At 63.3% G+C, this 26938-nt stretch carries 26 protein-coding genes; 17 read left to right on the top strand and 9 right to left on the bottom strand.

Annotation, left to right across the window (positions count from 1 at the left end; genetic code table 11):
• Positions 1-216: 216 nt before the first annotated feature.
• Complete coding sequence (locus FJ414_RS20575) at positions 217-594, bottom strand: hypothetical protein (protein WP_140646173.1); 378 nt, start codon at positions 592-594, stop codon at positions 217-219.
• Between the two features lie 165 nt (positions 595-759).
• On the opposite strand from FJ414_RS20575, the gene FJ414_RS20570 reads away from it, so the two are divergent.
• Positions 760-1506: a cytochrome c biogenesis CcdA family protein gene (locus tag FJ414_RS20570; protein ID WP_140646172.1), complete on the top strand. Its 747-nt coding sequence runs from the start codon at positions 760-762 to the stop codon at positions 1504-1506.
• Positions 1507-1532: 26 nt separating this feature from the next.
• On the opposite strand, the gene FJ414_RS20565 is transcribed toward FJ414_RS20570, so the two are convergent.
• Positions 1533-2660: a hypothetical protein gene (locus FJ414_RS20565; protein WP_140646171.1), complete on the bottom strand. Its 1128-nt coding sequence runs from the start codon at positions 2658-2660 to the stop codon at positions 1533-1535.
• Positions 2661-2890: 230 nt separating this feature from the next.
• Between FJ414_RS20565 and FJ414_RS20560 the strand changes: the two genes are divergently transcribed.
• The 6 genes from FJ414_RS20560 (at position 2891) to FJ414_RS20535 (ending at position 8721) form a co-directional block, all read left to right on the top strand.
• Complete coding sequence (locus FJ414_RS20560) at positions 2891-3328, top strand: nuclear transport factor 2 family protein (RefSeq protein WP_140646170.1); 438 nt, start codon at positions 2891-2893, stop codon at positions 3326-3328.
• A gap of 145 nt (positions 3329-3473) precedes the next feature.
• Positions 3474-4841 carry a bifunctional UDP-N-acetylglucosamine diphosphorylase/glucosamine-1-phosphate N-acetyltransferase GlmU gene (gene glmU, locus FJ414_RS20555; RefSeq protein ID WP_140646169.1) on the top strand — a complete coding sequence of 456 codons (1368 nt, stop codon included), beginning with the start codon at positions 3474-3476 and terminating at the stop codon, positions 4839-4841.
• A gap of 235 nt (positions 4842-5076) precedes the next feature.
• Positions 5077-6900, top strand: coding sequence for a glutamine--fructose-6-phosphate transaminase (isomerizing) (glmS, locus tag FJ414_RS20550; protein WP_140646168.1), 1824 nt, complete (start codon positions 5077-5079; stop codon positions 6898-6900).
• A 171-nt stretch (positions 6901-7071) separates the two neighbouring features.
• Entirely contained in the window at positions 7072-7359 is a 288-nt protein-coding gene (locus FJ414_RS20545) for a GIY-YIG nuclease family protein (protein WP_140646167.1), read from the top strand.
• 226 nt (positions 7360-7585) lie between these two features.
• Positions 7586-7885, top strand: coding sequence for a HigA family addiction module antitoxin (locus FJ414_RS20540; RefSeq protein ID WP_140646166.1), 300 nt, complete (start codon positions 7586-7588; stop codon positions 7883-7885).
• 83 nt (positions 7886-7968) lie between these two features.
• Positions 7969-8721, top strand: coding sequence for a DUF502 domain-containing protein (locus FJ414_RS20535; protein WP_140646165.1), 753 nt, complete (start codon positions 7969-7971; stop codon positions 8719-8721).
• Here FJ414_RS20535 and recG read toward each other — a convergent pair.
• Positions 8673-10781 carry an ATP-dependent DNA helicase RecG gene (gene recG / locus FJ414_RS20530; RefSeq protein WP_140646164.1) on the bottom strand — a complete coding sequence of 703 codons (2109 nt, stop codon included), beginning with the start codon at positions 10779-10781 and terminating at the stop codon, positions 8673-8675. The two genes, FJ414_RS20535 and recG, sit on opposite strands and share 49 nt — an antisense overlap.
• A 93-nt stretch (positions 10782-10874) precedes the next feature.
• Between recG and FJ414_RS20525 the strand changes: the two genes are divergently transcribed.
• From FJ414_RS20525 to FJ414_RS20505, 5 genes are all read left to right on the top strand, one after another.
• Complete coding sequence (locus tag FJ414_RS20525) at positions 10875-11162, top strand: succinate dehydrogenase assembly factor 2 (protein ID WP_140646163.1); 288 nt, start codon at positions 10875-10877, stop codon at positions 11160-11162.
• A 13-nt stretch (positions 11163-11175) separates the two neighbouring features.
• The gene (mfd, locus tag FJ414_RS20520; protein ID WP_140646162.1) at positions 11176-14673 is read left to right on the top strand and encodes a transcription-repair coupling factor; all 3498 of its coding nucleotides are present in this window, start codon (positions 11176-11178) and stop codon (positions 14671-14673) included.
• A 175-nt stretch (positions 14674-14848) separates the two neighbouring features.
• Entirely contained in the window at positions 14849-15181 is a 333-nt protein-coding gene (locus FJ414_RS20515; RefSeq protein ID WP_140646161.1) for an Mpo1-like protein, read from the top strand.
• A 2-nt stretch (positions 15182-15183) separates the two neighbouring features.
• The gene (locus FJ414_RS20510) at positions 15184-15615 is read left to right on the top strand and encodes a DUF3995 domain-containing protein (RefSeq protein ID WP_210239676.1); all 432 of its coding nucleotides are present in this window, start codon (positions 15184-15186) and stop codon (positions 15613-15615) included.
• A gap of 193 nt (positions 15616-15808) precedes the next feature.
• Positions 15809-17182, top strand: coding sequence for a 3-deoxy-7-phosphoheptulonate synthase class II (locus FJ414_RS20505; RefSeq protein ID WP_140646160.1), 1374 nt, complete (start codon positions 15809-15811; stop codon positions 17180-17182).
• A 102-nt stretch (positions 17183-17284) separates the two neighbouring features.
• Here FJ414_RS20505 and FJ414_RS20500 read toward each other — a convergent pair whose 3' ends face one another.
• Positions 17285-18865 (bottom strand): glycosyltransferase family 39 protein, encoded by a 1581-nt coding sequence (locus tag FJ414_RS20500; RefSeq protein WP_140646159.1) that lies wholly within the window; start codon positions 18863-18865, stop codon positions 17285-17287.
• A 193-nt stretch (positions 18866-19058) separates the two neighbouring features.
• Here FJ414_RS20500 and FJ414_RS20495 point away from each other — a divergent pair, with 193 nt between their 5' ends.
• Positions 19059-19763: a hypothetical protein gene (locus tag FJ414_RS20495; protein ID WP_140646158.1), complete on the top strand. Its 705-nt coding sequence runs from the start codon at positions 19059-19061 to the stop codon at positions 19761-19763.
• A gap of 8 nt (positions 19764-19771) precedes the next feature.
• On the opposite strand, the gene FJ414_RS20490 is transcribed toward FJ414_RS20495, so the two are convergent.
• The 3 genes from FJ414_RS20490 to FJ414_RS20480 form a co-directional block, all read right to left on the bottom strand.
• Positions 19772-20536 (bottom strand): RES family NAD+ phosphorylase, encoded by a 765-nt coding sequence (locus FJ414_RS20490; protein WP_140646157.1) that lies wholly within the window; start codon positions 20534-20536, stop codon positions 19772-19774.
• Positions 20496-20873, bottom strand: coding sequence for an MbcA/ParS/Xre antitoxin family protein (locus tag FJ414_RS20485; RefSeq protein ID WP_140646156.1), 378 nt, complete (start codon positions 20871-20873; stop codon positions 20496-20498). Before FJ414_RS20485 ends, FJ414_RS20490 begins: the two co-directional genes overlap by 41 nt.
• Before the next feature lie 64 nt (positions 20874-20937).
• Positions 20938-22008 carry a diguanylate cyclase gene (locus FJ414_RS20480; protein WP_140646155.1) on the bottom strand — a complete coding sequence of 357 codons (1071 nt, stop codon included), beginning with the start codon at positions 22006-22008 and terminating at the stop codon, positions 20938-20940.
• A 323-nt stretch (positions 22009-22331) separates the two neighbouring features.
• Between FJ414_RS20480 and FJ414_RS20475 the strand changes: the two genes are divergently transcribed.
• Both FJ414_RS20475 and FJ414_RS20470 read left to right on the top strand, forming a co-directional pair.
• Positions 22332-22751, top strand: a complete 420-nt coding sequence (locus FJ414_RS20475; protein WP_140646154.1) for a GFA family protein — start codon at positions 22332-22334, stop codon at positions 22749-22751.
• A 78-nt stretch (positions 22752-22829) separates the two neighbouring features.
• On the top strand, positions 22830-23189 hold the full coding sequence (locus tag FJ414_RS20470) for a diacylglycerol kinase (RefSeq protein ID WP_140646153.1): 360 nt from the start codon (positions 22830-22832) through the stop codon (positions 23187-23189).
• A 14-nt stretch (positions 23190-23203) separates the two neighbouring features.
• Here the strand turns inward: FJ414_RS20470 and FJ414_RS20465 are convergent, their stop codons facing one another.
• Positions 23204-23803 carry a DedA family protein gene (locus FJ414_RS20465; RefSeq protein WP_140646152.1) on the bottom strand — a complete coding sequence of 200 codons (600 nt, stop codon included), beginning with the start codon at positions 23801-23803 and terminating at the stop codon, positions 23204-23206.
• Positions 23800-24363, bottom strand: coding sequence for a DUF1003 domain-containing protein (locus FJ414_RS20460; protein WP_140646151.1), 564 nt, complete (start codon positions 24361-24363; stop codon positions 23800-23802). Before FJ414_RS20460 ends, FJ414_RS20465 begins: the two co-directional genes overlap by 4 nt.
• A 91-nt stretch (positions 24364-24454) precedes the next feature.
• On the opposite strand from FJ414_RS20460, the gene FJ414_RS20455 reads away from it, so the two are divergent.
• Both FJ414_RS20455 and FJ414_RS20450 read left to right on the top strand, forming a co-directional pair.
• Positions 24455-25168, top strand: a complete 714-nt coding sequence (locus FJ414_RS20455) for a DNA-3-methyladenine glycosylase I (protein ID WP_140646150.1) — start codon at positions 24455-24457, stop codon at positions 25166-25168.
• 81 nt (positions 25169-25249) lie between these two features.
• A complete protein-coding gene (locus FJ414_RS20450; RefSeq protein ID WP_140646149.1) occupies positions 25250-26929 on the top strand; it encodes an NAD+ synthase in 1680 nt (559 codons plus the stop codon).
• Positions 26930-26938 lie beyond the last annotated feature (9 nt).

Genomic DNA, 26938 nt, shown 5'->3' with positions numbered 1-26938 from the left:
TCTTTTCGTCGCTCACATGGCCGTGCTTTTGCAATCGGTCAAGGGGAGGCGGCCAATTTGGGAAGCAGCCGCGGACGATACACTCTTAGAGTGTATGGCAAAGATCACATTTTTGGGGATGGATGAATGCACGCCTCGAACCGGGCGGGCGACCGGTAAAAGACGACCGGCTGCCGGATCAAGGGAGCCGGCAACCGGAGCATCCAACAGCGTGCCTCAATCTGCCTTGACGACGTGCCAGGCGCCGGCAACGCCTTCGCCGGTCATGTCGCCGGCCTTCTTGTCCTTGACGAAGGTATAGACCGGCTTGCCGTCATAGGCCCACATCTTGCTACCGTCGGTGCGGTCGACGATCGTCCATTCATCGTCGGCCTTGGCGCCGGCCTCGGCCTTCAGCGGCGGCCAGTTGGCGGCGCATTTGTCGTAGCAGCTGGATTTACCCTTCTTGTCCTTGTCGAACGTGTAAAGCGTCATGCCTTTGGCGTCGGTATAGATCTTCTTGCCGCCGATTTCGGCTTCCTTCCATGCTTCGGCGGCATGGGACGCTGCGGTGCCGAGCAGAAGGGCGGCAAACCCGAGTGCGATCGATTTCATGACAATCTCCCTGAGAACGAGCGCACGGCAATCGCGCGCCTATTCCGACAACGCATTGGCGCGGCTGTTTCTTCCTTGGCGAAGCGGCGACGTGCCACACAATGGTGATTGGCAGGCGCGCGCCCGCATCGCTATATCGACGCCAGCACAATCGGGACTCATTGGATGGCATTGGACATCGGCTATGTCAGCGCGGTCGGAGCAGGGGCGATCTCTTTCCTGTCGCCTTGTGTGCTGCCGCTGGTGCCGCCCTATCTCTGCTACATGGCCGGCGTTTCGGTCGACGATTTCCGCAGCAATCAAAGCGTGACGGCAAAGGAAGGCGCGCGCGGCGCGCTGCTCTACGCTTCGCTCGCCTTCGTGCTCGGCTTTTCCACCGTCTTCGTGGCGCTCGGGGCCGGCGCCTCGACCATCGGCCGCCTGCTGCGCGTCTGGCAGGAGCCGCTGGCGATGGCGGCGGGCGTGCTGATCATCATCATGGGCCTCAACTTCCTCGGCATCCTGCGCATTCCGCTCCTGTCGCGCGAGGCGCGCTTCCAGTCGCAGGGCAAGCCTGCCAGCATGATCGCGGCCTATGTCATGGGGCTGGCCTTCGCCTTCGGCTGGACGCCTTGCATCGGCCCGGTGCTGGGGCCGATCCTGACTTTAGCCGGCGGGCGCGAGACCGTTGGCGAGGGCGCGCTGCTGCTTGCCGCCTATTCGCTGGGCCTAGGTATCCCGTTCCTGATCGCGGCGCTGTTTTCCGGTGCCTTCATGCGTTTCCTCGGCAAATTCCGCGTCCATCTCGGCCGTGTGGAAAAGGCGATCGGCGCGCTGCTGGTCGTCGCAGGCGTGTTCTTCCTGACCGGCGGCGTGCAGAGCGCGTCCTACTGGCTGCTGGAGAATTTTCCGGTGCTGGGACGGCTGGGGTAGTGGTCCGGCGCCCGTTTTGTGAGTCGTCAGATATGAGGCTCGACACGCTGGAAAACGCAAATGGTCTTGAACCCATCAGCAAGCGGCCGGACGAGGACAGCGGTGGGGCGCTGGTCCCGGTTGGAAGGTTGGGCCAGCAAGTAAAGCCGTCCATCGATCCGTTGTGTATCGAAGTGCACGTAGCGCCGGCTTACATTCGGGTAGAGGCGGGGGAGTTGGCCTGATATGACGCTCCATCCCGAGGGCAATTCGTCCGAAAACGCGTCGCCGTCGTCGAGCATACTCTCTTTCAGGATTGTCGATGGATCAGATGCGAGCGGCGCCAAGAGCATGACATCGCCGTCGAAATAATGATTGGTTCCACTCCAGCGGACAAGCTTGCGACGCACGCCGGGCGAGACCTCGATCGTCGCCACCTTGATGTCGAGATTTTGCTGCGCGGTGTCCGTGGGAAAGACGTTGGCATTGTCGTTCGTGGAGGTGCTGACGTTCTCAAATCCTTCCTGTCGAAGACGCAGGAATTTTCGACAAAGACGCGGCTCAGTCGTTCCATGCGCCAGCAATATGGTGCCAATTGGTGGCGGGCGACCCGGCGGCGCATATTCGACGCGATCGATCTTGTACCGGTTCAGTTGAAAAGGCTCATCCAGGCAGACAATGGGTCCCTTGTCCGGCGCCTCTTCTCCGACGACATGACAGTAGCTAAGCCGATCCGGCCTGATCACCATCCCGATCAGCCAGCGCTTTTTGTCCGTCGCGTAGCCAGGCTTCCACTCTTTGCGCGAAAAAATCTTTCGCTTCGCAATCCAAAGGCTGAAGAAGGCTGGCGGATCGGCGCCGCCCTGACCATACCCAAAAGCCTGGTCTTGCCCATCACGGAGGCGGATCGTCCAGCCATTGACCATGGTGCAATTCGATCGACCCGTGGTAGGCGTCGCCGATAATCCCTGATCGACGCTGGTGGGCAGTCGGCGATACCCGACCGGATCTTCGTCCATCGTCAGTGTAAAGCGGATCAGCGCGACGTTACGGCCGGGTTGGCAAACAACCTCGGCATGCGGAGTGGTGTAATCGGCCCGAGCCGTGCCCGGACAGATCGATATGAAAATGAAAAATATAAACACGGCGAAAGCTTCAAAGCCGTGGCTCAACATCTGAAGCCTTTCCTTCAGTGCACGCCGGCGCCATAAACGAGGCGGCCAGAATGAATGATGACGACGGTATCTAACACAAACTTTTTCCCGAAATTTCTGCAATACCAAGGACCACTGAGAAACTGTTGGAAAATTTTGTGCGTGGGCGGTTGGCTTGATACCCAGATCGGAACGATGCCGAAAAGCCGACGTTGCCGAATCGCAAGCACAACACCGATAGCGAGGCGATAATGGTAGCCAAGGCGGACGTGCAAAAGTTCTTCAAGACCTACGAGAAGGTCTACAACGACGCGATCGCCGGCAATGTCGACATGGACGATTTTGGAGCGATGTATTCGACCGGATTTGTCTCGGTCACCCCGGCTGGCGTCATGGTCGGCGAGAACGGCAAGAAATTTCAAGATACGATGAGGAAGGGTTTTGAAGCCTATCGGGCGATGGGCAGCAAGACGATGACCTGCAAGGATGTCTCGGTGACGGCCATCGATCAGGACCGTTGCGTGGCCAAGGTAGAGTGGTCGGGCGAATACGAACGCAAGGACAAAAGGCTCGTGACCATCGATTTCGAAGTCGATTATCTCGTCGAAAGGCGCGAAGGCAGCCTGAAGGTGTTTGGCTGGATCGCCGGCGACGAGCAGGCGGAATTCAACAAGCACGGGCTGTTGTAAGCTCTGCCCGTCGGATTTGGTCGTGGACCAGCTGATTAAGAGTCAGCCGCTCCACCATCTCACCGGAATTTAACCGCATTGGTGCAGCATAGCGCCAATGCTAAGTGTGCCTTGATTCCAAACCTTTTCATACGGTTGCCCCTATATGAGCCAGAGATCCTGCCTGTCCGTCATCCTCGCCGCCGGCGAGGGCACGCGCATGAAAAGCGCCACGCCCAAGGTGCTGCACGCCATTGCCGGCCTGCCGATGGTGGCGCACGTCGTGAAGGCCGCCGAGGCTGCCGGTGCAACCGGCGTGGCGCTGGTGATCGGCCACGGCGCCGACGAGATGCGCAACGCGGCGCAGAAATTCGCGCCCAAGGCGGAAACGTTCGTGCAGGAGAAGCGGCTCGGCACCGCGCATGCCGTGCTTGCTGCTCGCGAAGCGATATCAAAGGGTTATGACGATATTCTCGTCATGTTCGGCGACACGCCGTTGATCGATGCGCGGGCGCTGGCGGCTGCGCGGCAGAAGTTGGCGGAGGGCGCTGCCGTCGCCGTCATCGGCTTTCGTCCGCCAAGCCCGACCGGCTACGGCCGTTTGATCGAAAAGGGCGGCCGTCTCGTCGCCATCCGCGAGGAGAAGGACTGTTCCGAGGCGGAAAAGAAGATCGGCTTCTGCAATGCCGGCATGATGGCGGTGGCGGGCAAGCATGCGCTGCGGCTGCTCGACAAGGTCGGCAACAAGAACGCCAAGGGCGAGTTCTACCTCACCGACATCGTCGAGATCGCCGGCGCGGAAGGCCTCGATGTGGTGGCGACGGAAGCCAGCTTCGAAAGCGCGCTCGGCATCAACAACCGGGCCGAGCTTGCCGAGGCGGAATCGATCTGGCAGGCGCGCCGGCGGCGCGAGGCCATGCTTTCCGGCGTTACGCTGATCGCGCCCGAAACTGTCTATTTCTCGCACGATACCGAAATCGGCGCCGACACGATCGTCGAGCCGAATGTCTGGTTCGGTCCGGGCGTCAGGATCGCGTCGGGCGCCAAGATCCACGCTTTCAGCCATATCGAGGGCGCGACGATCGCCTCGAACTGCGGTGTCGGGCCGTTTGCGCGGCTCAGGCCCGGCGCCGATCTTCGAAACAAGGCAAAGGTCGGTAATTTCTGCGAGGTCAAGCAGGCGACGATAGAGGAGGGCGCCAAGGTCAACCACCTGACCTATATCGGCGACGCGCGCGTGGGTGCCGCGGCCAACATCGGCGCGGGCACCATCACCTGCAATTATGACGGCTACTCGAAATTCTTCACCGACATCGGCGAGGGGGCCTTTGTCGGCTCGAATTCCTCGCTGGTGGCGCCTGTCACGATCGGCAAGGGCGGCTATATTGCCTCCGGCAGCGTGATCACCGAGAGCGTGCCGGACGACGCGCTGGCCTTCGGCCGCGCCCGCCAGAAGACGATCCCCGGCAAGGGCAAGGAGCTGCGCGAGCGCTTCGCCTCGGCCGCCGCGGCGAGGAAGAAGGCGGCGGAATGATTTTTTCAGCGCTTCCTTGCGGAGGCGGTTGCAACTCGGTCAGATATGAACGAGTGGAAACCAGGGCCCTGAAAACCCGAGTGGTTCAGGTAACCGGCTTGCAAGCGCAGTCTGGCATTGTGCACTGGCAAAGAACCGTTCCGCTGACACGGAACGAAACGCAAAGTGACTTTCGCGGCAAGCCGGCAGTCCCTAGATAACGCCGGGTTTTCCGCTCGGAATCGGGGGCTATCGCATGTGCGGTATCGTTGGAATCGTCGGCCGAAGCCAAGTCGCGCCGCTCATCGTCGATGCGCTGAAGCGGCTTGAATATCGCGGCTACGACTCGGCCGGTGTCGCCACTGTCGAGAAGGGCGAGCTCGGCCGCCGCCGCGCCGAAGGCAAACTCATCAACCTCGAACGCCGGCTGAAGGACGAACCGCTCGACGGCACGATCGGCATCGGCCACACGCGCTGGGCGACGCATGGCGTGCCCAACGAGACCAACGCGCATCCGCATTTTTCCGAAGGCGTCGCCATCGTCCACAACGGCATCATCGAGAATTTCGCCGAGCTGCGCGACGAGCTCACCCGCGACGGCTACAGCTTCGCCTCGCAGACCGACACGGAGGTCGTCGCGCATCTGGTGGCGCGCGAGCTCGCCAAGGGGCTGAAGCCCGTGGAAGCCGCGTATGCGGCGCTGAAGCGGCTCTCCGGCGCTTTCGCGCTGGCGATCATGTTCAAGGGCGACGAGGACCTGATCGTCGGTGCCCGCAATGGTCCGCCTCTGGCCGTCGGCCATGGCGATGGCGAGATGTTTTTGGGCTCGGACGCGATCGCGCTGGCGCCCTTCACCAACTCGATCACCTATCTCGAGGACGGCGACTGGGCGGTGGTGCGCCGCGAAAGCGTTGCGATCTACGACATCGACGGCAACAAGGTCGACCGCAAGCGCCAGCAATCGCTGTCGACCAGCTTCATGGTCGACAAGGGAAACCGCCGGCATTTCATGGAAAAGGAAATCCATGAGCAGCCGGAGGTGATCTCGCACACGCTGGCGCATTACGTGGATTTCGTCTCGGGCGTGTCGAAGCCGCTCGACCTGCCGTTCGACTTCGCCAAGATCGGCCGGCTGGCGCTCTCGGCCTGCGGGACCGCCTATCTCGCCGGGCTGATCAGCAAATACTGGTTCGAGCGCTATGCACGGCTGCCGATCGATATCGATGTCGCCTCGGAATTCCGCTATCGCGAGATGCCGCTGTCGGCCAACGACGCGGCCTTCTTCATCTCGCAGTCTGGTGAGACGGCCGACACGCTGGCCTCGCTGCGCTATTGCCGCCAGGCCGGCATGAAGATCGGCGCCGTGGTCAATGTGCGCGAATCGACCATGGCTCGCGAATCCGACGTCGTGCTGCCGACGCTTGCCGGGCCGGAGATCGGCGTCGCCTCGACCAAGGCTTTCACCTGCCAGCTATCCGTCTTGGCTGCGCTCGCAGTCCGCGCGGGCGTGGCGCGCGGCACGATCTCGCGCGACGAGGAAAAGCGGCTGGTGCGCGAGCTTTCCGAAGCGCCGCGCTTCGCCACCCAGGTGCTGAAGCTCGACGAGCAGATCGAGCGGATCTCGCGCGAGCTCTCGCGCTACAAGGACGTGCTCTATCTCGGCCGCGACACCAATTTCCCGCTTGCCATGGAAGGGGCGCTGAAGCTCAAGGAGATTTCCTACATCCACGCCGAAGGCTATGCCGGCGGCGAGCTGAAGCACGGGCCGATCGCGCTGATCGACGAGAACATGCCGGTGATCGTCATTGCGCCGCATGACCGCATCTTCGAAAAGACGGTCTCGAACATGCAGGAAGTGGCGGCGCGCGGCGGCAAGATCATCCTGATCACCGACGCGAAGGGTGCCGCGCAGGCGGGCATCAAGACGATGGAGACGATCATCCTGCCCGAGGTGCCGGAGATCATCTCGCCGATCATCTACGCGCTGCCGATCCAGATGCTGGCCTATTTCACCGCCGTCTTCATGGGCACCGACGTCGACCAGCCGCGCAATCTGGCGAAGTCGGTGACGGTGGAGTAGGTTTCGCTACCGTTGCAAGTTGCGGATGACGCCAACGGCCCCACTTCGTCATCCACGGGCGGAGCAGGAGCGAAGCTCCTGCGCAGACCCGAGGATCCATTCCGTGACGCAAGCCAAAGAATGCAACCCATCAGAATGATCGCGTGATCATCCATCCGTTATCCTTCATGCATGACGGGTTATGTTTATATGACTGCGAGCAAGAAGCGCGGCACCATCTACATCGGGGTCACAAACGATCTTAGCCGTCGGATGCCGGAGCACAGATCCGGCGAAGGCTCGCGCTTTACCGGGCGCTATGGTGTGCAACGCCTGGTCTGGTACGAGGAATATTTCGACATCCGAGACGCCATCCAACGCGAGACGTCGCTGAAACGCTGGCCGCGCCAATGGAAGATCGAACTAATAGAGAAGGCTAATCCAGAGTGGTTCGAGCTTTTCCGCGGCACGGGGTGGTAGCGCCTAATTCTGCAATGATTTGATCCGCCGCAAACGTCACGGAATGGATCCTCGGATCTACGCGCGTCGCTTCGCTCCTTGCTCCGCCCGTGGACGAAGGAAAGGATGTTTCGGCTAATCGTGAACGGAAGCAGCTTCCGTTTGGAACGTAAAGAGCTGTGATCTTGGCTCTGTATCACAGCATGGTACATGTCGCCGCCCGCCTAACCTTTGAGGATACTGGGTTATGCTCAAGTTTGCACGCCCCATCCACCCCGGAGAATTCCTGCGCGAGGAGTATCTGGTGCCGCTCGGCATGAGTGCCGGCGTGTTTGCGAAGAAGCTTAATCTTCCGCGCACCCGGATCGAGCGCATCATCAAGGAGGAGGTCGGTCTTACTCCGGATACGGCGCTTCGCCTCGCCAGGTTCTTCAACACCATGCCCGAGTTCTGGATGAACTTCCAGAAGGCCTACGAGTTGGAGATCGAAGCGAGCAAAATAGCATCGGAACTTGAGAAGATCGTGCCGCTGGATACAGCGGCATGACCAGCGCTCTTTAAAAACTTCGCAGTTCCAAACCGGCTCGCGGTTCACTATCTTGGCGACGCAATCTGCGCCGCGGTGAACCCATGTCCGACGCCCTGAAGACCTCTGGCATGACCCGGCTGAGGAACTATTTCCTGACCGGCTTCGTGGTCTGCGCGCCGCTGGCGATCACGGCCTACATCGCCTGGTCGCTGATCGGTTGGGTCGATTCCTGGGTGAAGCCCTACATTCCGGTCCGCTACAATCCCGACACCTATCTGCCGTTCCCGGTTCCGGGCTTCGGGCTGATCGTGGCGCTGGTGCTGATCACGCTGATCGGTTTCCTGACGGCGAACATCGTCGGCCGCGCCATCGTCAATTTCGGTGAAAGGCTGCTTGGCCGCATGCCGCTGGTGAGGGGCATCTACGGCTCGCTGAAGCAGATCTTCGAGACGGTGCTGTCGAACAAGGGCGACATGTTCCGCCAGGTGGGCCTCGTCGAATATCCGCGCAAGGGCGTGTGGTCGCTGGTCTTCGTCGCCAGCGAGAAGGAGACCGAGATCAACCAGAAGCTCGATCAGGAAGGCGATCCGCTGATCGCGGTGTTCATGCCTTGCACGCCCAATCCGACCACCGGCTTCCTGATGTATGTGCACAAATCCGAGATCGTGCCGCTCGACATGTCGATCGAGGACGGAGCCAAGCTGATCGTCTCGGCCGGCATGGTGGCGCCGGAGGTCAAGGCCAAGCTGGTGACGCTGAATGGCGAACCGATCGAAGGACCGCTCGCCAATCCGCCGCTCGGCGCTCAGCCGGCGCGCAGCAGCCGCACCGCCTCGTCGCGGCCGAACAGGTAAAGCAACAAGCGCAGCGCCTCGCCGCGCTGGGACTGCAATTCCGGGTCGCGCGACAGAATCAGCCGCGCGTCGTCTCGTGCCGCTTCCAGCAGGTCGGCATGGAATTCGATCCGCGCCACCTGGAAGCCAGGCGTGCCAGACTGCCTCGTGCCCAGCAATTCGCCTTCGCCGCGCAGTTTCAGGTCTTCCTCGGCGATCTTGAAGCCATCCTCGGTCTCGCGCATCACCGAAAGCCGGCGTTTGGCCGTCTCGCCGAGCGGCTCCTTGTAGAGCAGCACGCAGGAGGACGGCTTGTCGCCGCGCCCGACCCGGCCGCGCAACTGGTGCAATTGGGCAAGACCGAAGCGTTCGGCATGCTCGATGACCATGATGGTCGCGTCAGGCACGTCGACGCCGACCTCGATGACGGTGGTGGCGATCAGGATGCGCGTTTCGCCCTGCTTGAAGGCGCGCATCGCCTCATCTTTCTCCGCACCCTTCATGCGGCCGTGCACTAGGCCGATCCGGTCGCCGAACAACGGTTTCAGCGAAGCGAAACGGTCCTCGGCCGACATCAGCTTGATCTCCTCGGATTCCTCGACCAGCGGGCAGATCCAGTAGATTTTTTGCCCCTCGGCGACCGCATCGCGCATGCGTCCGACCAGTTCGTCCAGCCGCTCCATCGGCAAGGTCACGGTGCGGATCGGCTGCCGGCCGGCCGGCTTCTCGGTCAGCTTCGAGACGTCCATGTCGCCGAAGGCGGTCAACACGAGCGTGCGCGGGATGGGTGTGGCCGTCATCACCAGCATGTCGGGCGCGTCGCCCTTGGCGGTGATGGCCAGCCGCTGGTGGACGCCGAAGCGGTGCTGCTCGTCGACGACGGCCAGCACCAAGTCATGGAACGCCACGCTTTCCTGGAACAGCGCATGCGTGCCGACGACGATGTCGACCGCGCCGCTGGCAAGACCGGCAAGCGTCTCGGTGCGTTCGCGCCCCTTCTCGCGACCGGTCAGGATGGCGATGTGCAGGCCGACTTTCTCCGCCAGCGGCGCGATGGTCGCCAGATGCTGGCGCGCCAGGATTTCGGTCGGCGCCATCAGCGCCGCCTGGCCGCCCGCCTCGACCGCGCGCGCCATGGCAAGCAGGGCCACCACCGTCTTGCCGGAGCCGACATCGCCCTGCAGCAGGCGCAGCATGCGTTCGGGATCGGCAAGATCTGCGTTGATTTCGCCAAGCGCGAATTCCTGGCTGGGTGTGAGCTTGTAGGGCAGGGCCGCGCGCAGTTTCTCGACGATGCTGCCGTCGCCGACCAGCGGCCGTCCTGACAGGCGTCGCACCTTTGCCCGCACCAGCGCGAGCGACACCTGACCGGCCAGCAATTCGTCATAGGCAAGGCGCCGCCAGGCCGAGCCTTCGACGGCGACGTCGATCGGATCCGCCGGATGGTGGACACGGGCGAGCGAATCGCCAAAGGCGGGGAAGGTCTGGCGCCGCATGAAGGCGTCGTCCTGCCACTCCGGCAGCTCCGGCAGGCGGCCCAGCGCCTGACCGATGGCGCGGCGCAATACCTTGGCCGACAGCCCGGCGGTCAGCGGATAGACAGGCTCGACCAAGGGCAGGCCGTCGGCCTCGCTGGCCAAAGCGATATGATCTGGATGGACCATGGTCGGGCGGCCGTTGAACCACTCCATGCGGCCGGACACGACAACATGCTCACCAACCGGCATTGCCTTTTCGAGATAGGCGGCATGGGCATGGAAGAAGGTCAACGCGACCTCGCCGGTGTCGTCATGGGCGTAGACCCGGTAGGGCACCGACCTGTTGCCGCGCGGCGGCGGCTGGTGGCGGTCGACGCGCACTTCGAGCGTGACGATCTGGCCCTCGGCCGAAAGCGCGATGCCGGGCCGGTTGCGGCGGTCGATCACGGTGTTGGGCAGAACGAACAGAAGGTCGGCCGCGCGCGCGGCGCGGTCGCCGAGATCGGCCGGCACCACACGCTCGATCAGCAGACCGACTTTCGGGCCGACGCCGGCAAGCGAGGTAATCGGAACGAACAGGGGATCGAGGATGGTGGGACGCATCCTGTCAGCTTATGTCGCGACGGCGGCAGCGCAAAGGCTGACACCGCCCTCTATCCACGCTATATGCGCCGCTTTGGACAGGGATGCGGCGACATGACCGGAACACAGCGATCAAGCGAGGGGCTCGACGCCCGCCGCCGCAAGCTTCTGTTCCGATCCTGGCATCGCGGCATGCGCGAGATGGACCTGATCCTCGGTTCCTTCGCCGACGCCGAGATCGGCGCCTTGACCGGCGATGAAATCGACCAATATGAGAGGCTTCTCGAAATCCCCGACACCGAATTCCTGCCGATGGTCACCGGCGAACGCCCGGTTCCGCCCGATATCGACTGCGCGGTTCTGCGGAAGATCCTGGCGTCGCGCCGGACCATGACATTTTGAAAAACGCATATTCATGAGCCTCATTCCTTCCATTGGCCTGCCCAAGGGCCGCGCCGGTCAGTTCATCGTCGACGGCGTGGCCGACGGCTACGAAGCCTTCGCCCTGGTGCAGACGGCGCAGGAGATCGCGCCCGACAAGCCGGTGCTGTTCGTCGCGCGCGACGGCCAGCGGCTGCCGGCGATCATCGAGGCGCTCGCCTTTGCCGCGCCCGGCCTACCGGTGCTGGAGCTGCCGGCTTGGGACTGCCTGCCATACGACCGCGTCTCGCCCGGCGCCGATGCCGCGGCGCGACGGCTCGATGCGCTTTCGGCCATGATCGCGCTGGCCAGGAAGCCGCATCGCGCGGTGATCCTCACCACCGCCAATGCGCTGCTGCAGCGCATCCCGCCGGCCGAGCTAATCGAGGCGCAGACTTTTCACGCCAGACCCGGCAACCAGATCGACATGAACGCGCTGATCGCGCGGCTGGAGATCTCCGGCTTCGAGCGCGTGCCGACGGTGCGCGGCCTTGGCGAATTCGCGGTGCGCGGCGGCATTCTCGACCTTTTCGCGCCGGGCTGGAGCGAGGCGCTGCGCCTCGATTTCTTCGGCGACACGCTGGAATCGATCCGCGTCTTCGACGTGGCGACGCAGCGCACCACCGGCCAGCGCAAGTCGATGTCGCTGCAGGCGATGAGCGAGGTGGCGCTGACGCCCGAAACGATCAGCCGCTTCCGTCGCTCCTATATCGAGGCTTTCGGCGCGCCGTCGCGCGACGACGCGCTCTATGCGGCGGTCAGCGAAGGCCGACGCTTCGCCGGCATGGAGCATTGGCTGCCCTTCTTCTACGAGCGGCTGGAGACGGTGTTCGACTATCTGCCGGATGCGCCTGTCGTCTTCGACCATCTGGCGCATGAGGCGCTGGCCGAGCGCCACACACTGATCCTCGACCACTATGAGGCGCGCCGCAAGCAAGCCGACAGCGCGCTGAAGGACGCCGTGCCCTACAAGCCGGTGGCGCCGGACCTGCTCTATCTGTCGCCGGACAATCTCAAGGCTTCGCTCGGTCCGCGCGAAGACATCGACTTCACGGTCTTCGACGCGCCCGATGTCGGGAGCAAAAAAGTGTTCCATGCCGGCTCGCGGCAAGGCCGCAGCTTTGCCGAGGAGCGCGCCGACCCGAACATCAACGTGTTCGATGTGGTGGTGAAGCATATTGCCGACGAGCGCGCCGCACGCCGCCGCGTGATCGTCGCCGGCTGGACGGAAGGCTCGCTTGACCGGCTCGGCCAGATCCTTGCCGAGCATCATCTCGGCAACCTGAAGCCGGTCGCTACGCTTGCCGAGGTTGAGAAGCTCGAGCCGGGGCAGGCTGGTCTTGCCGTGCTGCCGCTCGAATCCGGCTTCGAGACCGACGATATGGTCGTCGTCGCCGAGCAGGATATCCTTGGCGACAGGCTGATCCGGCGTTCGAAGCGCAAGAAGAAGGCTTCCGACTTCATCGCCGAGGCCTCGTCGCTGTCGGCGGGCGACATCGTCGTCCATGCCGATCACGGCATCGGCCGCTTCATCGGCTTGCGCACCATCGAAGCGGTCGGTGCGCCGCATGACTGCCTCGAAATCCATTATGCCGGCGACGACCGGTTGTTCTTGCCGGTCGAGAATATCGAACTTCTGTCGCGCTATGGCTCCGATTCGGCCGAAGCGACGCTCGACAAGCTGGGTGGCGGCGCCTGGCAGGCGCGCAAGGCGCGGCTGAAGCGGCGCCTGCTCGACATGGCCGGGCAATTGATCCGCATCGCCGCCGAGCGGCAGATGCGTGCAGCGCCCGCGATGATCCCGGCCGAAGGGCTTTATGGCGAGTTCGCGGCGCGTTTCCCTTATGAGGAGACCGACGACCAACAGACGGCGATCGATTCTGTCATGGATGATCTCGGCGCCGGCAAGCCGATGGATCGGCTGGTCTGCGGCGACGTCGGCTTCGGCAAGACGGAAGTGGCGCTGCGCGCCGCGTTCATCGCGGCCATGGAAGGGTTCCAGGTCGCGGTCGTGGTGCCGACGACGCTGTTGTCGCGGCAGCACTTCAAGACGTTCTCGCAGCGCTTTTCGGGCCTGCCGATCCGCATCGCGCAGGCATCGCGCCTGGTGGGTTCAAAAGAATTGGCGGAAACCAAGAAGGGCATTGCCGAGGGCACGGTCGACATCGTCGTCGGCACGCATGCGCTGCTTGGGTCTTCGATCTCGTTCAAGCGTCTCGGCCTGCTGATCATCGACGAGGAGCAGCACTTTGGCGTCAAGCACAAGGAACGGCTGAAGGACCTCAAGTCCGACGTGCATGTGCTGACGCTGTCGGCGACGCCGATCCCGCGCACGCTGCAACTGGCGCTGACCGGCGTGCGCGAACTGTCGCTGATCGCGACGCCGCCGGTCGACCGCATGGCGGTGCGCACGTTCATCTCGCCCTTCGATCCGCTGGTCATCCGCGAGACGCTGCTGCGCGAACGCTATCGCGGCGGCCATTCCTTCTATGTCGTGCCGCGGATCAGTGACCTTTCGGAAATCCATGATTTCCTGAAGGAATCCGTGCCGGAGCTGAAGGTGGCGGTGGCGCATGGCCAGATGCCGCCGGGCGAGCTCGACGACATCATGAACGCCTTCTACGACGGCCAGTACGACGTGCTTTTGTCGACCACCATCGTCGAATCCGGGCTCGATATCCCGACCGCCAACACGCTGATCGTCCATCGCGCCGACATGTTCGGCCTGGCGCAACTCTACCAGCTGCGCGGCCGCGTCGGCCGTTCCAAGGTGCGCGCCTATGCGCTGTTCACGCTGCCGGCCAACCGCAAGCTCACCGATACGGCCGAGCGCCGGCTGAAGGTGCTGCAGTCGCTCGATACGCTGGGCGCCGGTTTCCAGCTCGCCAGCCACGACCTCGACATCCGCGGCGCCGGCAATCTTTTGGGCGAAGAGCAGTCGGGCCATATCAAGGAGGTCGGTTTCGAGCTCTACCAGCAGATGCTGGAAGAGGCGGTGGCCGAGGTGAAGGATACCGGCGAGGCGCAGGACGGCGGCTGGTCGCCGCAGATCGCGGTCGGCACCGCGGTGATGATCCCGGAAAGCTACGTGCCGGACCTGCAGCTTCGCATGGCGCTCTACCGGCGCCTCGGCGATCTCGAAACCACCGAGGAGATCGACGGCTTCGGCGCCGAGCTGATCGACCGGTTCGGGCCGCTGCCGGAAGAGGTGACGCATCTGTTGAAGATCGTCTTCATCAAGGCGCTCTGCCGCAAGGCCAATGTCGAGAAGCTCGATGCCGGGCCCAAGGGCGTCGTCATCCATTTCCGCAAGCGCGAGTTCCCCAATCCGGTCGGGCTGGTCAAGTTCATCGGCGAGCAGGGCTCGCTGGCCAAGATCCGCGCCGACCATAGCGTCGTCTTCATGCGAGACTGGCCGAATGCCGAAAAACGCCTGGCGGGATCGGCGGTGGTGATGACGCAACTGGCCCGGCTCGTCGACAAGGCCGCATAGGCACGTGAACCAGGCCTGCGGCCTGCTGCAGCGGCAGGCGCACCCCTCGCAAGGAAATAGTAACCCACCCGAAAGATCGCGCGCACTTGCAGGGCGTGCGACGATTATGACCATTGCAGTATTTGTACTTGAGAGGTTCAATAGGCCAATCTAATCATCGCTGCAGGGGCTGCTTATGAACCCGCAAACTTTCGATGAATACTGGCTCGGCTACCTTGCCGGCCATTCAAAACCTTCAACCCGCTTTATCCATTACCTCGGCCTCTTCTTTGCGCCGATCGCCGGCGTCGCGGCATCCTTCGTCGTGACGTGGTGGGCCTTTCTGGTCATCATTCCCGTCTTCTACCTTGCGGCGTTGTTCACCCATCCCCTGCTTGAGCACAACAGCAACAAACCTTTCGCGGAACGGCCCTTGTGGAGCGCCATTGCGCTGCTTCGCATGCTCGCGCTCGATTTGACGGGCGGTCTTGGCCGCCAGCTCAGCCGTCTGAAGGACGCCGGCAGATAGGCATGGAAATGGCGATTGTCGCTGCCTGTTCGGCCGTGCTGATGCTTGGCGCCGGATTCCATGTCTACTGGGCCTTCGGCGGCCGCATCGGCGCCGGCGTTTCACTGCCTCAACGCGAGGACGGCAGTCCGGCGGTGAAGGAGACGGCCGTCGGTGCCCTGGCGGTCGGTCTGGTCCTGGCGCTGGTCCTGCTTCTTCTTCTTGGTTTCGCCGGTCTGATCCGCCTGCCGCTGCCGCACTGGCTGCTGAAGACGGCCCTTATCGTGTGGGCGGCCGCATTCACCCTGCGGGCATTGAGCTGGTCGCGATATTTCGGGCTGTTCAAGCGGGTCAGGAACACGCGTTTCGCCAGATATGACAGCCTGCTTTACAGCCCATCTTGCCTGTTGTTGGGGTTGGGCTTGTTCCTGCTCGCGCTGGCGGACACGGCATAGCGAGGCGGTGGAACCATTCGCCACTGTTGAAAAACCCGGCTAGAATAGGCAATCGGCTTCGTGTAAGGAGCCGCGACCTCGTATCGAGGCTGGAATGGCGGGCAAGCGCGTTCGCCGGTTTGTTTTGACGCAATTCCGACGGAAATTTCACAGTTTTCCCGGGGTTGCTCCGAAAGGGCGTTTGGGTGCAGCGATGACGAAATGGTCGCCGAATTCGTGGAGAGCAAAGCCGATCAAGCAGGTCCCGGCCTATCCGGACCTTGCCGCTCTGAAGGCCACGGAAGCACAGCTTGCCACCTTCCCGCCGCTGGTTTTTGCCGGCGAGGCGCGCAAGCTGAAGAAGCAGCTGGCGGCGGTGGCCGCCGGGGAAGCCTTCCTGCTCCAGGGCGGCGACTGCGCCGAGAGCTTCGCCGAGCATGGCGCCGACAACATACGCGACTTCTTCCGCGTCTTCCTGCAGATGTCGGTGGTGCTCACCTTCGCCGGCGCGCAGCCGGTGGTGAAGGTCGGCCGCGTCGCCGGCCAGTTCGCCAAGCCGCGCTCGTCCGACAACGAGACCAAGGCCGGCGTGACGCTGCCGAGCTATCGCGGCGACATCATCAACGGCATCGAGTTCGACGCCAAGTCGCGCATCCCAGATCCTGCCCGGCAGGAGATGGCCTACCGCCAGTCGGCCGCGACGCTCAACCTTCTGCGCGCCTTCGCGCAGGGCGGCTATGCCAGCCTGGAGAACGTGCATCGCTGGATGCTGGGCTTCGTCGCCGACAGCCCGCAAGGCGAGAAATACGGTGCGCTCGCCAACCGCATCACCGAGACAATGGAGTTCATGCGCGCGGTCGGCATCACGTCGGAAACCAATTTCGCGCTGCGCGAGACGGATTTCTATACGAGCCACGAGGCGCTGCTGCTCGGCTACGAGGAAGCGCTGACGCGCGTCGATTCGACCTCCGGCGACTGGTACGCGACCTCGGGCCATATGATCTGGATCGGCGACCGTACCCGCCAGCCGGATCACGCGCATATCGAATATTGCCGCGGCATCAAGAATCCGCTCGGCCTGAAATGCGGCCCGTCGCTGACGCCGGACGGTCTCATGGAACTCATCGACCTGCTCAATCCCGACAACGAGCCGGGCCGCCTGACGCTGATCGCGCGCTTCGGCTCGGACAAGGTCGCCGAGCACCTGCCGAAGCTGGTTCGGGCGGTCAAGAAGGAAGGCCGCAACGTCGTGTGGTCGTCCGATCCGATGCACGGCAACACGATCGAGGCGGCGGGCTACAAGACGCGGCCGTTCGACCGCATCCTCAAGGAAGTGCAGACCTTTTTCGAGGTGCACCGCGCCGAAGGCACGCATCCGGGCGGCATCCATGTGGAGATGACCGGCAAGAACGTCACCGAATGCACGGGCGGCGCCCGCGCCATCACGGCGGAAGACCTGCAGGACCGCTACCACACCCATTGCGACCCGCGCCTCAACGCCGATCAGGCGATCGAGCTCGCCTTCCTGGTCTCGGACCTGCTCAAGAAGAGCCACCCGGTGCAGCACAAGCAGGCCGCCATCGCCTGAACGGGGCCTGATGCCGGATCATCATCGGAGGCGCTGGCGCGAAAGCCGGCGCCTTTTCAATTTGGGCAGATAGGTTTCAACCGCCGGCTATTCGGGGTCGGCTCATTCCGGATCGGGCGGTCCGGGAGGATTGCCCGGGAAGCTGGTTCTACCGGGCGGAATGACGGCAAAGTTGATCTCCAGGGGCGGTCCCTTGAGCGACCAGTTGAATGCCACCGTCTTGACCGGCAGGCCAGCGGTCCAGGCCTCCTGTTGCGGAGAAAGTTTCCAGCCGCGCGGCCATACAAGCAGCATGCCCTGATCCCGCAGCCGCTCGTCTGTGATCCAGGGCGCGAGACGCCTGTCGAGGGTCGTGAAGATCGAAGGCTGGTCCGGGGCTTCCAGTCCGGCAAGCCTGGCCGTGCCGTCGTCGCCGCCGACAATGCCCAGCGGCGCGGACACCGCCTCGTGCCAGATTGCATCGGCCGTCAGCGAAATCGACCGCGCCGGCCAGCACATTGGCTGGAGGCGGCCGAGTATGTTGCAACTGGTCCAGCGGGTCGCCGCATAGGCGCTCGACACGCCGACCACGCATAGCAGCGCCAGCACCGCCAGCCGGCGCAATTCCGTTGGTCCCAGCCGCCGGCCCATAAGCGCGATCGCCAGGACGCCGACGAGATTGTACATCGTCGCGCCCCAGGCTTCGCCGGTGCCGGTAAACAGCGATGCGGCCATGATCAGGAGCGCCGGCCCTAGACCCATCCATGCCAGGTAGGCAACCGCGCGCCGCTCGGGAGCAGGGTAGGCCGGCAAGGGGTCTTGCACGGGCCTGGGCTGCCGTCGCAACAGGCCGGAAATAGCCAGAACGACGGGAACAGCGGCAAGCCCGGCAAGCTGAACGCCGATATAGTAGAGCCGGGCGCGGTTGGCGATCACCCAGGCGTTACGATGCTCGGCATAGGTCAGCGGCAGGAAATCGAGACGGACGAGCGCCACCGCCAGCGGCGCCACGACGCCAAGAAAAACCGCGAGGCCGAGCCACGGCCATGGCGTGGCGAGCCGGCTTCGGGCACGGGTGTCGCACAAAATCCAGATGCCGCCGAAGGCCAGCAGCAGAGCCGTCGAGAACTTGGCATAGAGCCCAACGCCGGCAACGAGGCCGAGGGCGAGCCACCAGCCCGGCCGCCCGTCACGCGCCGCGCGCCATAGCAGCCAAGAGGTCGCGGCCCAGAAAGGCATCTGCGCGTAGTCATGGTTGAATTGCGGGGTGGGCCAGCCGAAGAAATAGATCGCGGGCATCAACAACACGGCGGCGAGCGCACGGGTCGGGCCCATGATGTCGCGCGCGAGCAGATAGACCAGGACGAAAGTCGTCGAGACCATCAGCTGCGACAGCATGTATTGCGGCCAGCGGAACGAGCCGGTCAGGAGATGGCTGATCTCGAGCAGCCAGCAGGGGAGCTGCGGGTGCTTGTAGGTCAGCAGCACCCATTCGCGACCCCACAGGAAACCTTCGACGACGTCGCGCGGCGGTCCAACATTGACGATCGCCGGCATCACGGTCCAGCAGGCGATCTGGATCAGACACAGAAGCGCCAGCAATCGCCATGGGTGCCGGACCAGGCTGTTCCAGATCGAAGACAGATCGTCTTCAGCCGCGGCCGCGGCAGGCCAGACGTTTACGGATTCGCTGGTTCTCGACATGCGGGCCTAAAATCACACCGGTGGATTGCTGAACAGTCCGATAGCAAAAGCTTACGAAAATGTATGCTGCCGCAACATTGTAAAGCCAAGATTGCTATGGAACCCGTCGCTGGCGCTTCGGGCAGAAACCGCCGGCTGATCGTTGCCGGAGCCGGCCCAGGGGCGCCGCCGTTCCAGCAATACAGGTGCCTCCATGCGCCACCAGCATGCCGTCATTCATCACCGCGGGCTCGATTTCTGGTCGGCGCGCGCCGCGGTTCTCGTCATCATCTGCCTGCAGCTTCTGGTCATCAACAACCTGTCCTTCGGTCCGCGCTGGCTCGCCCCGACGGTGGAAGCGGCGCTGCTGGTGCCCCTGTCGATCGCGACGGCCTGGACGCAAATGGCGACGCGCAAGGCAGTCGATCACGAGCATTGGTACGCGATCGGCCAGTTGCGCCTCTATATCCGCCGCACGGCATTGGTGATGACCGGCGTCATCAGCATCATGAATTGCGGATCGCTGGTTTACCTGGTGCGGGCGCTGCTGGAAGGGCATGCCGGCGCCGGCACGACGCTGCTCGTCGATGCGCTCAACATCTGGGTCACCAATGTGATTGTGTTTGCGCTCTGGTTCTGGAGCACCGATCGCGGCGGTCCGCCGACCTGCGGCCTGGTCAAGCGCGCGCAGGCCGACTTCCTGTTCCCGCAAATGACGCTGCCCGATCGCGAGATACAGGGCTGGCTGCCGGGTTTCGTCGACTATGTCTTCCTGGCCTTCACCAATGCCACGGCGTTCTCGCCGACCGACACCTTGCCGCTCACGCAGCGCGCGAAGCTGCTGATGATGGCCGAGGCGATGATCTCGCTGTTGACGATCGCGCTGGTGGCCGCGCGGGCGGTCAACATCCTGGCCTAGCAGGAACTTCAGCGGCGCTCCCAGCGCATTCCGGCAAGCCTTGGATCGGCAAAGGCGGTGCGTGAGAATTCGAGCCGCTTGTCCGGGAATTCGCAGATTGCCTGCAGGCCGAAAGAGCCGATCCGGATGCGCCAGGTCTGCGGCTCCAGCGGCTTGGCCTTGGCAAAGCCCTTGCACGTCAACAGCGCGATGTTGGCGCCCTTCGGATCGCGCACCGAGCGATAGCGGATCGCCTGCAGTTCGGCCTCGCGGGCGACATCGGCGATCGCCTGACAGGCGGTGTAGTCGGTGGGGTGCGTCCAGGCCTTCTCGTCGCGATCGAGCGGCGGCCGTGCCAGGTCGATCGCGCGATCGCATTTCATCGCGGCGGCGAAGGCGGTGTATTCCGCGGTGTCGTTCGGCCATGGCGTCGCGGGCGATTCCGCGAAGAACAGCAAGCGGTAGAAGGCCATTTCCGCCACCGCCGTCAGCACCGTCTCGGCGGCATAATAGACGCCTTTGGTCTTGCCGGCGCGGCGGAAGCGCGAGCCGTACGGGTAGACGGAGCCATAGCGAAAAGGCGTCGCCAGCAGGTAATGGAGATGGCGGCATTCCATCGGGATCTGCGGCTTGGTGCCCTCGATGAGGTCCTCCAGCAGCGCCTGCTCGTGGAGTGTGTCGACGAGCTTGAGGGTCGAGACACGGTGTTGCGCCTCGACCATCCGCCAGTACTTGCCTTCGAGCTTGACGGCCTCAGACGAGAGCGCGCCGGGAGTCCAGGTAGGCAATGACATCGACAAGTCCGGCAATCGTCAGGATTTTCTCGAGCGGCGTGCCGTCGAGCGTGGTGTTGGGGCTCTTCAGCCACGCCCGGGCGACGGTCTCGTCGCCGCCGACGATGGCGTCGAGCGAGCGGAACAGGCGAACGAACAGCACCGCCAGCTCGAACGGCTTGGTGCCGCGTTCAAGCAGGAATTCCTGCCGGCGCATGCGCGAGACCGTCGCTTCCGACACGCCGATGACCAAAGCGAGCGTCCTGGCGGTGATGTCGAGCAGGTCGGCCGCGCGCAGCGTGGCCTTGGTGATGACGGCGTTTTCGGCCGCCGTCGCGGCCGCGACTGGACGTTGCATGAGCGCACCCTTTTCATTTCTGTGGAAAATATAATCCACAAAAATTCGTCTGGAAAGGGGGTTGTCAGTCTTTCTTGTAAAGCAGCCAGCCCTTGGCGGGGCGGCCCGCCGTCGTCGAATGCCTGGTGACGCGGTTGCGGCCGCCGACCTTAGAGCGATAAAGCGCCCGGTCCGCCTTGGTGTAGAGGTCTTCGGGGCTTTCCGCCTCCGAAGCCATGCAGATACCCAGCGATACGGTAACGGTGCCGTAGTTGATGCCGCTCTGGCTGCTGGCGAACGGGGTCTGCTCGATGAGCGCGCGGATGCGCTCGGCGATCTCATAGGTGGCTTCCTCGCTGGCGCCTTCGACGATAAGCGCGAACTCCTCGCCGCCGGTGCGCGCGACAAATATGTCGGAACGCACGCTGGACTGGAAGATCTCGGCGATGATCTGCAGGATCCTGTCGCCGACCGGATGGCCGTAGCGATCGTTTATGTCCTTGAAATGGTCGATATCGGCAAGGATCAAGGCGTTGAACAGGATGCCGCGATTGCTGTTGTAGATCCGGGTGATCTCCTTGTCGAAGGCGCGGCGGTTCCACAGTTGCGTGAGCGGATCCGTGTCGGCCAGCCGCTTGTATTCCTCGAGCTTCGACTTGACGCTTTCAAGCTCGGCCGTCTTTTCGCTGAGCGTGCTGGCGATCTGGCGACCGTGGTCGATCGTCGAGTTGGTGGCGGCCGACATCGCGCCGGCGATCTTTTGCAGAAGCTCTTGCGAAAGCAGGCTGCGATTGCTTAGGCCGCTCGATGTCTCGTCGAGGATGCGGCCGTACTTCTCGATATGCGAGTGCTCATTGCGCAACAGCATGGCAATGTCCTCAAGCTCCTTGGCCACCATCTCGCGGGCGTGCTCGACAATGGTGGGGCCGTGGTGCTGCGGGAAGAAGGCCCGCCCGATGCGATCGAGGTCCTCCTGGGTGGGACGGTTGCTCAACGAGACGACGGCAAGGCTGAGCTCGCGATTGCTGCCGCTCAGCGCCTCGTAGAAGATTTCATAGTTGCGCGGCAGGCCGAGCACGCCGAGCTGTCGCATCGTCGCCACGACAGTGCTGGCGATGTCGGTATTCCTGTCGGTCGGAATGGCTGCCGGCTGCATGTTGTGTTCACTTCCCCTTCAGTGCGACCGGAGACCTGCCACCGCCGGGAGTCGCTCACGCGGGGATTTGAATCAGAATTGCGGTTGCGATGGCGCGTCCCCAACACGACCATTGCTTGTGGGAAGCATAAATGCGGTCCCGCTAAAGTTTCCTTAATAGCCGGCATTTCCTCATTGTCTCTGCTACCACAGGGTGCAAAGCGGGTGCAGCCGCGGCTTCTGAAACGCGTCGCTCCGGTGTCGCATTTGCCGGTGCCCAGCCATTTCAAAACTGAAATTCTATTCCGCAAAGAACGGGACAGATGATGTCGACGGAGGCCGGAATGGACGAAAACCATAGCGGGTCGTGCCTGTGCGGGGCGGTGCGTTTCAGGACGAGCGGGCCGTTGCGCGGCGTCGTCTATTGCCACTGCTCGCAGTGCCGTCGGCAAACCGGCCATTTCGTCGCGGCAACCGCCTCCAAGGACGCCGATATCGTCATAGAGGGCGCCGCCGCGCTCACCTGGTACGGCGCCTCCGACGTGGCCAAACGCGGCTTCTGCCGCACCTGCGGCTCGCTGCTCTTTTGGAAGCACAATGAACTGGATACGATCTCCATCATGGCCGGATCCTTCGAGAGGCCGAGCGGCCTCTCGGCGGAAAGCCACATCTTCGTCGGCGACAAGGGCGATTATTATTCGATCGAGGATGGGTTGCCGCAGTTCGAGAAATCGACGCCGTCGATAAAGGTCGCGGACGGATGAATTTTGCGGCGGCTGCCTTATTCCCTTGATCCCGCCATTGCGATATCCCCTGCCGGTGACTCGCAAAGGGGCAGAGGCATGCAGCGGCTGATCGATGCTTTCATCAATTCGGTGCGGGCTTTCCGCAAGCTGGCCGCCCACGAAAAGGCGTTCCAGCAAGAGCTGTTGCTGCTTGCGCTCGCCTTGCCGGCCGGCTGGTTCATCTCGGTCTCCTGGCGCGGCTATGCCCTGCTCGTCGGCGCCGTGCTGCTCCTGATCATGGTCGAAGTGCTCAACACCGGTATCGAGGCGGCCTGCGACGCGATCTCGCGCGAGTTCCACATCGACATCCAGCTTGCCAAGGATTGCGGCTCGCTGGCGGTGCTGATTTCGATCGTGATCGCCGGCGGCGTCTGGGGCGTCGCCCTCATCGAACGCCTTGTCGGCGCGCCGATCTGAACCTCGCGGATTGATCACGATCCCGCCCGGTTTTCCCTGGCGCGTTCGCGCTTCGCGAAGTGATGGCCTACCAACCAGGCGACCACGGCGACAACGATGCCGACGCCAAGGGCGATGAGCAGGCGCTCATGGCGAGCAAACGCCTCGCCCACCATGTGCTCCGCGCCCAGGCCGAAGATATAGCCTATGCCGCTGAACAGGGCCGCCCAGGCCGCGGACGAGATGGCATTCAGGATGACGAAACGCGGCATGGACACGGTCGACAGGCCGGCGGCGATGCCGCCGACCAGGCGCATGCCGTAGATATAGCGGTTGGTCAGCACGAAAATGTTGGGATGGGTGTTGAGCAGGCGGTAGGCGCGGCTGAAGCCCGGACGCCTGCGCAACAGTCTCACATAGCGATGTTCGGCGAAGCTGCGCCCCATGGTGAAGAAGAAGGTGTCGCCGGCGAAGGCGCCGACAAAGGCGGCGAGGAAAGTCTGCCACAACACGAAAACATGCTGATGAGCGAAGAAGCCGCCGAGGATCGCGGCGCTTTCGCCTTCGGCGACGCAACCCAGGAAGACCGCGATCAGCCCATATTGCTCGATGAGGTGGTGGATGGTCTCGCTCATTCTGTTGCGGGCCGCGCCGACAGTTTTTCGTCGATGCGCCTGATCTGCTCGGCCATGCGCAGGATTTCGTCACGCATGCCGATGATCTCGCTGTGGCGCAACTCGTCGAGCTTTTCATGCAGGGCCATGATCTCGATCTCGGCCTTCAGATTGACCTCGTAGTCATGCGCGGCGTCGATGCGGTCGCGCTCGGTCTGGCGGTTCTGCGACATCATGATTACCGGCGCCTGGATCGCCGCCAGCATCGACAGCACAAGGTTGAGGAAGATGAAAGGGTACGGGTCGAAGGCGTCGCGCGTGAGCAGCCAGACATTGCCGACGGTCCAAATAACGAGAAAGGCAAGGAAGCCGAGGATGAACGACCAGGAGCCGCCGATCCTGGCGATGCTGTCGGCGACGCGGTCGCCATAGGTCTCGTGGAAGGCGACGGCCTTGTTGGTGTCGCGCGCGATGGTGGTGCGCTCGAGCGTCGACTGGAGCACGCGGCTCTCGAGCGGACCGAAACCGTCCGGCTTTCGCTTGAGCAAACGGTTCGCCATGTCCTCGACGATCTTGTTCATCTGCCTTCTCCTTCGGCCGGGCGTCGATAGAGGTAGAGGCTGCTGGGCCGGACGTGAAGTGCTAGATTGCGGCGAACAGGCGAGGAAAACGATGCTCGAATTCCAGAAAATCCATGCGCGTGCGGCAAAGCGCAAGGGCGGGGAGGCCGTGTTGGCGCCGTTGCTCGGCCCGGCGCCCGACAACACCGCGGTGGCGAAAATCCCTGACGACCGCATTCTCTCCACCATGGCCGAGCGCATTTTCGCCGCCGGTTTCGTGTGGCGCGTCATCGAACAGAAATGGCCGGGGTTCGAGGAAGCGTTCCTCGGCTTCGAGCCGAAGCGGCTCTTGTTCCAGCCGGACGACTTCTGGCACGAGCTGGCGTCCGACAGCCGCATCGTGCGCAATCCGCAGAAGATCAAATCGGTGCGCGACAATGCTGCTTTCGTCGATCGCGTCTCGAAGGAGAATGGCAGCTTCGGCAAATTCATCGCCTCCTGGCCGGCGGACGATCAGGTCGGCCTGACCGCTTATCTGGCCAAGCATGGCAGCCGGCTCGGCGGCAACACCGGACAGTATTTTCTGCGCTGGATGGAATGGGACACGTTTGTCGTCTCCACCGACATGGCGGCGGCCTTGCGCGACGCCGGCCTCGATATCGCCGAAAACCCGACCTCGAAGCGCGATCTCGACAAGATCCAGGCGCAGATCAACCGATGGTCGGCCGAAACCGGCCTGCCGCGCCGCCACATCTCGCGCATCCTGGCGATGTCGATCGGCGAGAACCGGTCGGCAGAGGCGTTGCGCGAGTACATGGGCGATTAGGCTGAGCGCATTCGTGCGCACCTTGGATTGGCACAAGCAATCGCCATTGCGGGGCGATTTCAGCCACGCTAAATCCGTTCCATGACCAAGACCGCTCCCGATATCCTGCGCATCGCCGTCGCCCAGCTCAACCCGACCGTCGGCGACGTCGCCGGCAATCTGGCCAAAGCGCGCGAGGCGAGGGCGGACGCGGCGCGCCAGGGCGCCGATCTGGTGCTCTACACCGAGCTCTTCCTCGCCGGTTATCCGCCGGAAGACCTGGTGCTGAAGCCGTCCTTCCTGAAGGCTTGCGAGAAGGCGGCGCAGGATTTCGCCAAGGACACGGCCGACGGCGGCCCCGGCGTCATCATCGGCACGCCGCTGAAGCGCAAGACCGGCACGCATAATTCCATCGTCTTCGCCGACGGTGGCAAGATCATCGCCGAGCGCTACAAGCTCGATCTGCCGAACTATGGCGAGTTCGACGAGAAGCGCGTGTTCCAGGCCGGACCGGAGCTGCAGGGGCCGGTCAATTTCCGCGGCGTGCGCATCGGCGTTCCGATCTGCGAGGACATCTGGGGCGACATCGCCGTCTGCGAGACGTTGGCCGAAAGCGGCGCCGAGATCCTGCTGGTGCCGAACGGCTCGCCCTATTACCGCGCCAAGATCGACGTCCGCCACCAGATCGTCATCAGGCAGGTCATCGAAACCGGCTTGCCGATGATCTACGCCAACCAGCTCGGCGGACAGGACGAGCTGATCTTCGACGGCGCGTCGTTTGCAATAGGTTCCGACAAGACGCTCGCCTTCCAGATGAGCCAGTTCGAGGACGCGGTCGACGTCACCACCTGGAAAAGAAAGGGAGACAGCTGGATCTGCTCGGAAGGTCCTATGTCGAAGGTCCCCGAGCGCGAAGAGGCCGATTATCGCGCCTGCATGCTCGGCCTGCGCGACTACGTCAACAAGAACGGCTTCAAGAACGTCGTGCTCGGTCTCTCCGGCGGTATCGACTCGGCAATCTGCGCGGCTTTGGCCGTCGATGCGCTGGGCGAAGAGCGGTTGCGGACCGTCATGATGCCCTACCGCTATACGTCGAAGGATTCGCTGAAGGACGCCGAGGACTGCGCCAGAGCGCTCGGCTGCCGCTACGACATCGTGCCGATCTCCGAGCCGGTCGAAGGCTTCAAGCACGCGCTGACCCAGCTCTTCGAAGGCACCCAGGAAGGCATCACCGAGGAGAACCTGCAGAGCCGCGCCCGCGGCACGATCCTGATGGCGATCTCCAATAAGTTCGGCTCGATGGTGGTCACCACCGGCAACAAGAGCGAGATGTCGGTCGGCTACGCCACGCTTTACGGCGACATGAACGGCGGCTTCAACCCGATCAAGGATCTCTACAAGATGCAGGTCTATGCGCTGTCGCGCTGGCGCAATTCGCACGTGCCGCCGGGCGCGCTCGGACCCTCCGGCGAGGTCATCCCGAACAACATCATCGACAAGGCGCCGTCGGCGGAGCTGCGCGAGAACCAGACCGACCAGGATTCGCTGCCGCCCTATCCGGTGCTGGACGACATTCTGGAATGCCTGGTGGAGAACGAGATGAGCGTCGACGACATCGTCGCGCGCGGCCACGACCGGGCCACGGTGGCACGCGTCGAGCACCTGCTCTACATCGCCGAATACAAGCGCCGCCAGGCGGCGCCCGGCGTCAAGATCACACGGAAGAATTTCGGCCGCGACCGCCGCTATCCGATCACCAACCGGTTCCGGGATCGCGGCTAGTCCCCGAGA

Origin of the sequence: Mesorhizobium sp. B3-1-6 (assembly GCF_006439555.1) — a bacterium.
GTDB lineage: Bacteria > Pseudomonadota > Alphaproteobacteria > Rhizobiales > Rhizobiaceae > Mesorhizobium.
Note: the sequence above shows the minus strand (reverse complement) of the source record. Positions and strands in the feature narration are given on the sequence as shown.

Bases quoted from the DNA above. Each gene is read 5' to 3' on its own strand.
- FJ414_RS20505 (WP_140646160.1), top strand. From the start codon at position 15,809: ATGACGAAATGGTCGCCGAATTCGTGGAGAGCAAAGCCGATCAAGCAG.
- FJ414_RS20510 (WP_210239676.1), top strand. From the start codon at position 15,184: ATGGAAATGGCGATTGTCGCTGCCTGTTCGGCCGTGCTGATGCTTGGC.
- FJ414_RS20490 (WP_140646157.1), bottom strand. From the start codon at position 20,536: ATGTCATTGCCTACCTGGACTCCCGGCGCGCTCTCGTCTGAGGCCGTC.
- FJ414_RS20560 (WP_140646170.1), top strand. From the start codon at position 2,891: ATGGTAGCCAAGGCGGACGTGCAAAAGTTCTTCAAGACCTACGAGAAG.
- FJ414_RS20525 (WP_140646163.1), top strand. From the start codon at position 10,875: ATGACCGGAACACAGCGATCAAGCGAGGGGCTCGACGCCCGCCGCCGC.
- recG (WP_140646164.1), bottom strand. From the start codon at position 10,781: ATGCGTCCCACCATCCTCGATCCCCTGTTCGTTCCGATTACCTCGCTT.
- FJ414_RS20575 (WP_140646173.1), bottom strand. From the start codon at position 594: ATGAAATCGATCGCACTCGGGTTTGCCGCCCTTCTGCTCGGCACCGCA.
- FJ414_RS20545 (WP_140646167.1), top strand. From the start codon at position 7,072: ATGACGGGTTATGTTTATATGACTGCGAGCAAGAAGCGCGGCACCATC.
- FJ414_RS20475 (WP_140646154.1), top strand. From the start codon at position 22,332: ATGGACGAAAACCATAGCGGGTCGTGCCTGTGCGGGGCGGTGCGTTTC.
- FJ414_RS20455 (WP_140646150.1), top strand. From the start codon at position 24,455: ATGCTCGAATTCCAGAAAATCCATGCGCGTGCGGCAAAGCGCAAGGGC.
- FJ414_RS20460 (WP_140646151.1), bottom strand. From the start codon at position 24,363: ATGAACAAGATCGTCGAGGACATGGCGAACCGTTTGCTCAAGCGAAAG.
- FJ414_RS20480 (WP_140646155.1), bottom strand. From the start codon at position 22,008: ATGCAGCCGGCAGCCATTCCGACCGACAGGAATACCGACATCGCCAGC.
- FJ414_RS20450 (WP_140646149.1), top strand. From the start codon at position 25,250: ATGACCAAGACCGCTCCCGATATCCTGCGCATCGCCGTCGCCCAGCTC.
- FJ414_RS20495 (WP_140646158.1), top strand. From the start codon at position 19,059: ATGCGCCACCAGCATGCCGTCATTCATCACCGCGGGCTCGATTTCTGG.
- FJ414_RS20485 (WP_140646156.1), bottom strand. From the start codon at position 20,873: ATGCAACGTCCAGTCGCGGCCGCGACGGCGGCCGAAAACGCCGTCATC.
- mfd (WP_140646162.1), top strand. From the start codon at position 11,176: ATGAGCCTCATTCCTTCCATTGGCCTGCCCAAGGGCCGCGCCGGTCAG.
- FJ414_RS20540 (WP_140646166.1), top strand. From the start codon at position 7,586: ATGCTCAAGTTTGCACGCCCCATCCACCCCGGAGAATTCCTGCGCGAG.
- FJ414_RS20470 (WP_140646153.1), top strand. From the start codon at position 22,830: ATGCAGCGGCTGATCGATGCTTTCATCAATTCGGTGCGGGCTTTCCGC.
- FJ414_RS20465 (WP_140646152.1), bottom strand. From the start codon at position 23,803: ATGAGCGAGACCATCCACCACCTCATCGAGCAATATGGGCTGATCGCG.
- FJ414_RS20565 (WP_140646171.1), bottom strand. From the start codon at position 2,660: ATGTTGAGCCACGGCTTTGAAGCTTTCGCCGTGTTTATATTTTTCATT.
- FJ414_RS20500 (WP_140646159.1), bottom strand. From the start codon at position 18,865: ATGTCGAGAACCAGCGAATCCGTAAACGTCTGGCCTGCCGCGGCCGCG.
- glmS (WP_140646168.1), top strand. From the start codon at position 5,077: ATGTGCGGTATCGTTGGAATCGTCGGCCGAAGCCAAGTCGCGCCGCTC.
- FJ414_RS20515 (WP_140646161.1), top strand. From the start codon at position 14,849: ATGAACCCGCAAACTTTCGATGAATACTGGCTCGGCTACCTTGCCGGC.
- FJ414_RS20535 (WP_140646165.1), top strand. From the start codon at position 7,969: ATGTCCGACGCCCTGAAGACCTCTGGCATGACCCGGCTGAGGAACTAT.
- glmU (WP_140646169.1), top strand. From the start codon at position 3,474: ATGAGCCAGAGATCCTGCCTGTCCGTCATCCTCGCCGCCGGCGAGGGC.
- FJ414_RS20570 (WP_140646172.1), top strand. From the start codon at position 760: ATGGCATTGGACATCGGCTATGTCAGCGCGGTCGGAGCAGGGGCGATC.